The organism is Capnocytophaga sp. oral taxon 380 str. F0488, assembly GCF_000318255.2.
In the GTDB taxonomy this organism is placed as follows: Bacteria; Bacteroidota; Bacteroidia; order Flavobacteriales; family Flavobacteriaceae; genus Capnocytophaga; species Capnocytophaga ochracea.
On record NZ_KB291202.1, the window covers coordinates 58,371 to 66,620 of the forward strand.

The window sequence follows — 8,250 nt, forward strand, 5'->3', positions numbered from 1 at the left end:
GAGCCACTGTAGAGCCACTGTAGAGCCACTATAACCCTACTTATCCCCCATTTAAACCTTATTACTTGTCCGTATGCCCCACACCTGCTCGTGTGGTTCGTATCGTATTTTTGTTTACTTTTACATCACAAAGCTTTGCCAAACCCTAATTTGCCAATTATTCACGTAAGCTAAAAAAACAGCAATAAAGTTAAAACATATTATTCAGAAAACACATCTGATATTCAAATGTTTGTATTTACAGTTAAAATATTTTCGTAAAAAAAGTGCTAAAAATTTTGTCAATAAAAAAAAATGTTATACTTTTGCGCTCTGTAAAAAGATAGACGCCGGCATAGCTCAGTTGGCCAGAGCACGTGATTTGTAATCTCGGGGTCGTGGGTTCGAATCCCTCTGCCGGCTCAAAAAAAGTACATATTTTAATAGTTCAAATATTCGGGGGAGATACTCAAGCGGCCAACGAGGGCAGACTGTAAATCTGCTGGTTTTACCTTCACAGGTTCGAATCCTGTTCTCCCCACTGTCATATTTTTATTTTTTTGCGGGAGTAGCTCAGTTGGTAGAGCGTCAGCCTTCCAAGCTGAATGTCGCGAGTTCGAACCTCGTCTCCCGCTCTTTTTTTGTATGCTGATGTAGCTCAGGGGTAGAGCACTTCCTTGGTAAGGAAGAGGTCACGAGTTCAAATCTCGTCATCAGCTCTCACGTATTTTGTACACACATCAAACACTCATTTATATAACTAAGATTTAAAATTTATTTAAAAATGGCAAAAGAAACATTTGATCGTTCCAAACCCCACTTGAATATTGGTACTATTGGACACGTGGATCACGGTAAAACAACTTTGACAGCCGCTATTACTAAAGTATTAGCCGATGCTGGTCTTTCAGAAGTTCGTAGCTTCGATTCAATCGACAACGCTCCCGAAGAAAAAGAACGTGGTATTACCATTAATACCTCTCACGTAGAATACCAAACAGCTACTCGTCACTACGCACACGTAGACTGTCCTGGCCACGCCGACTACGTAAAGAATATGATTACAGGTGCTGCCCAAATGGACGGTGCTATCCTCGTAGTTGCCGCTACCGACGGACCTATGCCTCAAACTCGTGAGCACATCCTCCTCGGTCGCCAAGTAGGTATTCCTCGTATCGTTGTGTTTATGAACAAAGTAGATATGGTAGACGACCCAGAATTGTTGGAACTCGTAGAACTCGAAATGCGCGAGCTTTTGAGCTCTTACCAATACGATGGCGATAACACTCCTATCATACAAGGTTCAGCTCTTGGTGCTCTTAACGGTGAGAAAAAATGGGTTGATACTGTACTCGCCCTTATGGACGCTGTTGATAAATGGATCGAACTTCCAACTCGTGACATCGATAAACCATTCTTGATGCCTATCGAAGACGTGTTCACTATCACCGGTCGTGGTACCGTTGCTACTGGTCGTATCGAAACTGGTGTAGCTAAAACAGGTGAAGCAGTTGAAATCATCGGTATGGGAGCTGATAAATTAACCTCTACTATTACTGGGGTTGAAATGTTCCGCAAAATCCTCGACCGTGGTGAAGCTGGTGACAACGTAGGTTTGTTGCTTCGTGGTATCGACAAAAAAGACATCAAACGTGGTATGGTAATCTGTAAACCAGGTTCTGTAACTCCACACGCTAAATTCAAAGCTGAGGTGTATATCCTTTCTAAAGAAGAAGGTGGTCGTCACACTCCATTCCACAACAACTACCGTCCTCAATTCTACGTACGTACAACCGACGTAACCGGTACTATCCACTTGCAACCAGGTGTTGATATGGTTATGCCAGGTGATAACGTAACTATCGAAGTAGAATTGTTGCAACCTATCGCTCTTAACGTAGGTCTTCGTTTCGCTATCCGCGAAGGTGGTCGTACCGTAGGTGCTGGTCAAGTAACTGAAATTCTTGACTAATTAGCTTAGAAGGTTAGGTTAAATATTATTTAATACAAAAAAGTTTTGAGCATAAAAACTCAAAACTTTTTTAAAATACGGGTGTAGTTCAAGGGTAGAATAGCGGTCTCCAAAACCGTTGATGGGGGTTCGAATCCCTCCACCCGTGCTTAACATTGCTAAAGTCACAAACTTTGGCAATGTTTTTTTGTTTTTATCTTCTAAAAATCATATCTCTGTATCATATTATTTACTTTTATCTTTTACCTGAATATACTTCATATTTTTGATGATAAATAAAAAAGTTGTACCTTTGTGGTGTCAAACCAAAAACAGTATTACCCAATGAAACCTTTTTATTTTTTCTTCTATATGCTCCTCGTTATGAGTTGTAGCAAGAGTTCCGATGATAGTTCTTCCAATCCTTTACAAGGCACGTGGAAACTTATAGCTGTGATCGACGAAACTGGAAATGGTAGAAAGCCTGATCCTACAGTAGCCGATTGTCCGGATTGTTATGTGATTACTTTTAATAATGATGGTACTCTCACAGGAAAAACACATACTAATTTGCTTAGGGGAAATTACTCTTTTAGTGCTGAAAGCAGTGTGTTATCAATTGAAAAAGGCTTAGGAAGCACTAACGCTGCTGAAACCGCTGATGGTGAGTTGTTGATAAAAATACTCACAGGTAAGAGTATTTGTGTTTTCAAAAACAATTTGCTAAAAGTAGTCAATCAAGATACTCAAAACATTAAAGAATCCTTACTTTTCGAAAAACGATGAAACCTTTTTACTTCTTTTTCTGTATGTTCCTCGTTATGAGTTGTAGCAAGAGTTCCGATGATAATAACGCTTTTGTTTTTACGTCTCTACTCAATAGCTATACGGGTTCTACTGCTTCTGTTACTCACCAGCAAGAAATTATTCATAGCGAAACCGAATTACAAGAGATTGCTAAAAAATGGGGTATAGAACACAAAATAGCCAGACTCCCTAAAATTAATTTCAACACTGAACAGTTGGTACTCATTTGGGGAGGCATCAAAGGTTCGACACCATCGCAAATAGAGGTAATCTCGGCTATAGAATATGATGACTATATAGAAATCATCACTGAAAGCAAAGTAACAGGAGATGCCTCGGCACTTAGTCGTCCTTTTTGTATTATTAAAACGACTAAAACGCATAAGAAAATGGTGATTAAGAGTAATATCTCTACTAGTGGAATTATAGATCTTTAAAACAATTTCCTTAAAACATTTGTTTTTTAATGACAGGTTTAATACCTTTGCGGGGTAGTTTATTAGGTATCAGACGTTAGAGTTTTTTCAGAAACTCTCCGAGCTTCTCCGAAAATTCAGACACTCCTAAACAACTTTACTCAAGAATTTCAACTAAATATCAATTAACAAGAGTTAAAATGTAAAAGGTATAATTTCTTACCTCTTATCTCTTACCTAAACAAAATGGATAGTAAATTTAACATAGGACAACGCGTGTGGGTTTCTCCTCAACTCACAGGAAAACCCGATTGGGTAGAAGCTACCGTTACCGAAATAGAACAAAATCCCTTTATAGGAATTGTCATTGAAGTAAAAACGGACAATGACGAATTATTCTTTGAAAAAGAAGATATGTTTAAACCCGTAGAAGAGGAAGAATTATGCACGCTATAGCTTTTGACTTAATAGTTTCTGAGCTAAAGAAACATTATAAAGATCCATATCACAACGCTTATGCTGAAATTAGAAAAGTACTTAAGCAAAATAATTTTTATTGGATACAAGGGAGTACTTATGCTACTGAAGGCGATTTGCGAACCCTTTTTCGTGCTATACAAAACCTAAAAAATATCAAATGGTTTTGCCTTTCAGTAAGAGATATTCGCGCTTTCAAAATAGAAGACTACTCCGATTTTACTCAAGAATTTCAACTAAATATCAATTAACAAGAAGTAAAGGTATCATCTCTTACCTCTTATCTCTTAGCTAAATAAAATGGAAAGAATAGCAAGTTTTTGTATCGACCACCTCAAACTCGAGCGTGGCATTTATGTATCGCGTAAAGACTATGTAGGCAAGGAAGTGCTTACCTCTTTCGATATCCGTATGAAGCTCCCCTATCGTGAGCCCGTACTCGGCAGCCCCGAAATACACACTATCGAGCACCTCGCCGCTACTTGGTTGCGCAACAATCCCGAGTGGAAAGACAAGATTATCTATTGGGGGCCTATGGGCTGTATGACCGGTAATTACCTCATTCTAGCTGGTGACTATACCTCTAAAGATATCGCCCCTTTGATTACCGAACTCTTTGAGTATATCGCTAATTTTGAAGGTGACATTCCTGGTGCATCGGCTTTAGAATGTGGCAATTTCTACAACAATAACCTCCCAATGGCGAAGTATGAAGCTAAGAAATATTTAGAAACTCTTCACCACCTCACTGATAAAAATCTGAATTATCCAGAATAAAAACTATAAACAATGAATACACCCGAAAAATTATCCCTCTTGCGCTCTAAAATGCAAGAAAACCACATCGACGCTTTTGTGGTATTCAGCGCCGACCCTCACCTTAGTGAATACCTACCCAAAGAATGGCTCGAACGCGCTTGGCTCTCTGGATTTACAGGCTCTGCGGGTTTTGTAGTCGTTACCAAAGATAAAGCCGGCTTGTGGACGGACTCTCGTTACTTTGTACAATCGGCTATCGAGCTTAAAGGCTCTGGCATCGACCTCTTCAAGGACGGTGTAGAAGGCACTCCCGATTATGCCGATTGGCTCGTATCAGTACTTCCCGCTGGCGCTACTGTGGCTCTCAACACTTTGGCAACCTCTCATATCGCTTGGGAAAAACTACAAGCTACCTTAGCCGCTCACAATATCAAATTGGTGCATAAACCACTCATCGACCTTATCTGGACAAACCGCGAAAAAGCCCCTCTTCACCACATTTTCGTACACCCCGATAAATGGGCAGGACAAACCGTAGCCGATAAACTCACAGCCATTCGCAAAGCAATGGCTACCCACCACACTACCTTACACCTTATCACCGCCTTAGACGATGTAGCTTGGACGCTCAACCTCCGCGGTAGTGATGTGGCTTACAACCCTGTATTCCTCGGTTATATCGCCTTATCCGATAAAGAAGCTACTCTTTTCGTAGAAAAAGCTAAACTCACTCCTGAGGTAGAAGCTCATTTGGCAACAGCCAAAGTAAGCGTGCGTCCTTATGATGAGTTTTACAACTATTTGGCTACCGTAAAAGGACAAAATATACTCCTCGCCCCTAATACCAATCAGGCAATATTCGAAGCCCTCCAAAAGGACAACAAACTTGTGCAAGCTCCTGCTCCAGGCAACCTGATGAAAGCCGTGAAGAACGCTACCGAACTCGAAGGATTCCGCACCGTAATGGTACGCGATGGGGTGGCAATAGTGAAGTTCCTCTACTGGCTCACCCACCAAGTAGGCAAAGAACCAATGACCGAATACAGCATTGGTAAGAAGCTACGCGATTTCCGTGCCGAGGGCAAGAACTTCGTAGGCGAAAGTTTTGGCAGTATCATTGGTTACCAAGGCAATGGCGCTATTGTGCACTATTCAGCTCCTGAACACGGCAGTAAAGAGGTACATCCTGAGGGCAGTATCTTGGTAGACTCTGGTGGACAGTATCTTGAAGGTACTACCGATATCACTCGTACCATTCCATTAGGGAAAGTAAGTCAGCAGTTTATTGACGATAGTACCCTTGTACTCAAAGGAATGATACAACTCGCAATGGTACAATTCCCAAGAGGCACTCGCGGTGTACAACTCGATGCTTATGCGCGTATGGCACTTTGGAAAAACCATAAGGACTATGGTCACGGTACAGGTCACGGTGTAGGTAGCTTTATGAACGTACACGAAGGACCTCAAAATATCCGCAAAGACCTCAACCCACAAGTGTTATTAGCTGGTATGGTATGCTCCGACGAACCTGGGGTATATCTCGAAAACCAATACGGTATTCGTCACGAGAACCTCATTACGGTGCGTGAAGTAGCTACCAACGAGTTTGGTTCCTTCTACGATTTCGAGACCCTCACCCTTTGCCCGTTTATGCCCTCAAGCATCAATGTGAGTCTCCTCACCGATGTAGAGCGTAAATGGCTTAATGCCTACCACAAAACCTGTGAAGAAAAACTCGCTCCCCTTTTGGAAGGCGAAGTAAAAGAATGGTTTTTAACTCTTGTAAAACCTTTGTAGTTTAGCTTCTATTTGTTTTTAAATATACTGAAGGAAGGCTATCCAGAGCTCTATTTGGGTAGCCTTTTTTAATTATTACGCTTGCCAATTGTTTATTATTTTGTACTTTTGAGCCCAAAATATAATAAGATGTCTGTAGAAGTTCAACAACTAACAAAAATATACGGACAGCAAGTGGCTGTCAATGCTATCAGTTTTCAACTTGAAAAAGGTGAAATTACCGGCTTTTTAGGACCTAATGGAGCAGGTAAATCTACGACTATGAAAATGATTACAGGAGCGCTTACCCCTACTGATGGAACAATAACAGTAAATGGCATTGATATACTAAAAAATCCTATTGAAGCACAGAGAACAATAGGGTATTTACCTGAACACAATCCGTTGTATACCGAAATGTACGTGCGAGAATATCTGCGCTTTATGGCTGAACTATACCCCAAAGTCCCCTCCGATAGGATTGAAGAGGTAATTGCTCTTACAGGGCTTTCTTCTGAAAGTAATAAGAAAATAGAGGCGCTTTCCAAAGGCTATCGCCAGCGTGTAGGCTTGGCTTCTGCGCTTATTCACGACCCCGAAATTCTTATACTCGATGAACCTACCACAGGGCTCGACCCCAATCAGCTGGTAGAAATACGCCATATTATCAAAGAGTTAGGTAAGCGTAAAACAGTGTTACTATCTTCTCATATTATGCAAGAAATTCAAGCTTTGGCTGACCGTGTGATTGTATTGCATAAAGGTAACATCGTGTTAGATAAGAAAATGGCCGAACTGCAAAACAAAGAACAAATTATAGAAGTAGCTTTTGATTTTCGTGTCGAAGAACGCCTCTTACGCGCTTTGCCTAACATAGTATCAGTGCATAATGTCTATGATTTTCTATATCAGTTACAGTTCGATACCTCAGAAGATATGCGCCCCACTGTATTTGATTTTGCCAAAGAAAACGGATTGAAAATACTACAAATTAATCACAAGCATAAAGACTTAGAAGAAACCTTTATTCAACTAACGGCTAATAATTAAAAAAGTTGCTTGATTTTTTCAAGCAACTTTTTTAATTAACCATTAGGCATTATTTTATTCAGAAACGCCTCCCTACAATTCTCAGCAATCGTAATGCGCTGTTTGCCAAATACTATTTGGTTGCGCTCCACTACTTTCACTTTGTCTAAAGCTAATATAAACGACCTATGCACTCGCATGAACCGTTCTTCCGGTAATTCCTCTTCTAATTTCTTCAAGCTCATCAGCGTTATAATAGGTTGTGGCTGACTGTTGAGGTATATTTTTACGTAATCTTTAAGACTTTCTATATACAAAATATCATTATACATCACCTTTATTTGCTTGTAATCCGCCTTTACAAACATATAATCCTGCGCTACTTCGAGCGATTTTTCAGTAACAGAAGGTGTGCTTAATTGCAAAGCCTTTTGAGCCGTCTCCAAAAACTCAGCATAATCAAAAGGTTTCAATAAGTATCCAATAGAGTTTACCTTATATCCCTCAATAGCGTATTGGTCAAAAGCCGTAGTAAAAACAATTTTAGTAGAGGTGGGTATCTTTTTAGAAAGCTGGAGCCCTGTAAGTTCAGGCATTTGGATATCCATATAGATAAGGTCGGGCGTACTACCTTCATATAAGAACGTCAATACATCAATAGCATTGCTAAATTTGCCGACTAACCTCAGAAAAGGAGTCTTTACCACATAACTTTCTAGCAGTTGGAGCGCCATAGGCTCATCGTCTACAATGATACAAGTAAGTTGCATTTTGCTACAGATATAAAATTCCAAAGGCAAAGATACACTTATTTTTCTGTTATATACCCAAATAATAATATTTTTTCCTCCCGCACACTCCCACTAAACTCCTCCTACAAATTTGCTAATTTCCAAATTCTCTAATTTGCTAATTCCCTTTTCCGTCGCTATATTCCCCCTTTGAAAATAGCCAGCAATAGCTGGGTATGTGCACCGCTATAGCGGAGTATGTGTAAAGGGGGAGGTTTGTCACCTTTCCCAGCTTGTCCCCCTTCGGGGGTTCGGGGGCTTA

Annotated in this window: 10 protein-coding genes and 5 tRNA genes; 13 read left to right on the forward strand and 2 right to left on the reverse strand. The window is 40.3% G+C overall.

The features are described 5' to 3' along the window. Positions 1–328: 328 nt before the first annotated feature. The 13 genes from HMPREF9078_RS06140 (at position 329) to gldA (ending at position 7,218) form a co-directional block, all read left to right on the forward strand. Positions 329–402, forward strand: a tRNA-Thr gene (locus HMPREF9078_RS06140). 36 nt (positions 403–438) lie between these two features. Next, positions 439–520, forward strand: a tRNA-Tyr gene (locus tag HMPREF9078_RS06145). Positions 521–541: 21 nt separating this feature from the next. Beyond that, positions 542–614, forward strand: a tRNA-Gly gene (locus HMPREF9078_RS06150). A 12-nt stretch (positions 615–626) separates the two neighbouring features. After that, positions 627–698 (forward strand) — tRNA-Thr (locus HMPREF9078_RS06155). 65 nt (positions 699–763) lie between these two features. Next, positions 764–1,951, forward strand: a complete 1,188-nt coding sequence (gene tuf / locus HMPREF9078_RS06160; RefSeq protein ID WP_009419837.1) for an elongation factor Tu — start codon at positions 764–766, stop codon at positions 1,949–1,951. 77 nt (positions 1,952–2,028) lie between these two features. Next, a tRNA-Trp gene (locus HMPREF9078_RS06165) sits at positions 2,029–2,099 on the forward strand. Between the two features lie 176 nt (positions 2,100–2,275). Continuing rightward, complete coding sequence (locus HMPREF9078_RS06170; RefSeq protein WP_009419838.1) at positions 2,276–2,716, forward strand: META domain-containing protein; 441 nt, start codon at positions 2,276–2,278, stop codon at positions 2,714–2,716. Then, a complete protein-coding gene (locus HMPREF9078_RS06175) occupies positions 2,713–3,174 on the forward strand; it encodes a hypothetical protein (RefSeq protein WP_009419839.1) in 462 nt (153 codons plus the stop codon). Before HMPREF9078_RS06170 ends, HMPREF9078_RS06175 begins: the two co-directional genes overlap by 4 nt. 225 nt (positions 3,175–3,399) lie before the next feature. Continuing rightward, positions 3,400–3,609 carry a hypothetical protein gene (locus HMPREF9078_RS06180; RefSeq protein WP_009419840.1) on the forward strand — a complete coding sequence of 70 codons (210 nt, stop codon included), beginning with the start codon at positions 3,400–3,402 and terminating at the stop codon, positions 3,607–3,609. Then, positions 3,597–3,881: a virulence protein gene (locus HMPREF9078_RS06185; RefSeq protein ID WP_009419841.1), complete on the forward strand. Its 285-nt coding sequence runs from the start codon at positions 3,597–3,599 to the stop codon at positions 3,879–3,881. Before HMPREF9078_RS06180 ends, HMPREF9078_RS06185 begins: the two co-directional genes overlap by 13 nt. 49 nt (positions 3,882–3,930) lie before the next feature. Beyond that, positions 3,931–4,407 carry an S-ribosylhomocysteine lyase gene (locus HMPREF9078_RS06190; RefSeq protein WP_009419842.1) on the forward strand — a complete coding sequence of 159 codons (477 nt, stop codon included), beginning with the start codon at positions 3,931–3,933 and terminating at the stop codon, positions 4,405–4,407. 12 nt (positions 4,408–4,419) lie between these two features. Next, a complete protein-coding gene (locus HMPREF9078_RS06195) occupies positions 4,420–6,189 on the forward strand; it encodes an aminopeptidase P family protein (protein WP_034543086.1) in 1,770 nt (589 codons plus the stop codon). Positions 6,190–6,318: 129 nt separating this feature from the next. Further along, positions 6,319–7,218 carry a gliding motility-associated ABC transporter ATP-binding subunit GldA gene (gldA, locus tag HMPREF9078_RS06200; protein WP_002675140.1) on the forward strand — a complete coding sequence of 300 codons (900 nt, stop codon included), beginning with the start codon at positions 6,319–6,321 and terminating at the stop codon, positions 7,216–7,218. Between the two features lie 35 nt (positions 7,219–7,253). Here gldA and HMPREF9078_RS06205 read toward each other — a convergent pair whose 3' ends face one another. Both HMPREF9078_RS06205 and HMPREF9078_RS12330 read right to left on the reverse strand, forming a co-directional pair. Then, positions 7,254–7,967 carry a LytTR family DNA-binding domain-containing protein gene (locus HMPREF9078_RS06205; RefSeq protein ID WP_009419844.1) on the reverse strand — a complete coding sequence of 238 codons (714 nt, stop codon included), beginning with the start codon at positions 7,965–7,967 and terminating at the stop codon, positions 7,254–7,256. A 158-nt stretch (positions 7,968–8,125) separates the two neighbouring features. Further along, positions 8,126–8,250 (reverse strand): hypothetical protein (locus HMPREF9078_RS12330; protein WP_009419845.1); only part of this gene is annotated, 125 nt, incomplete at its 5' end.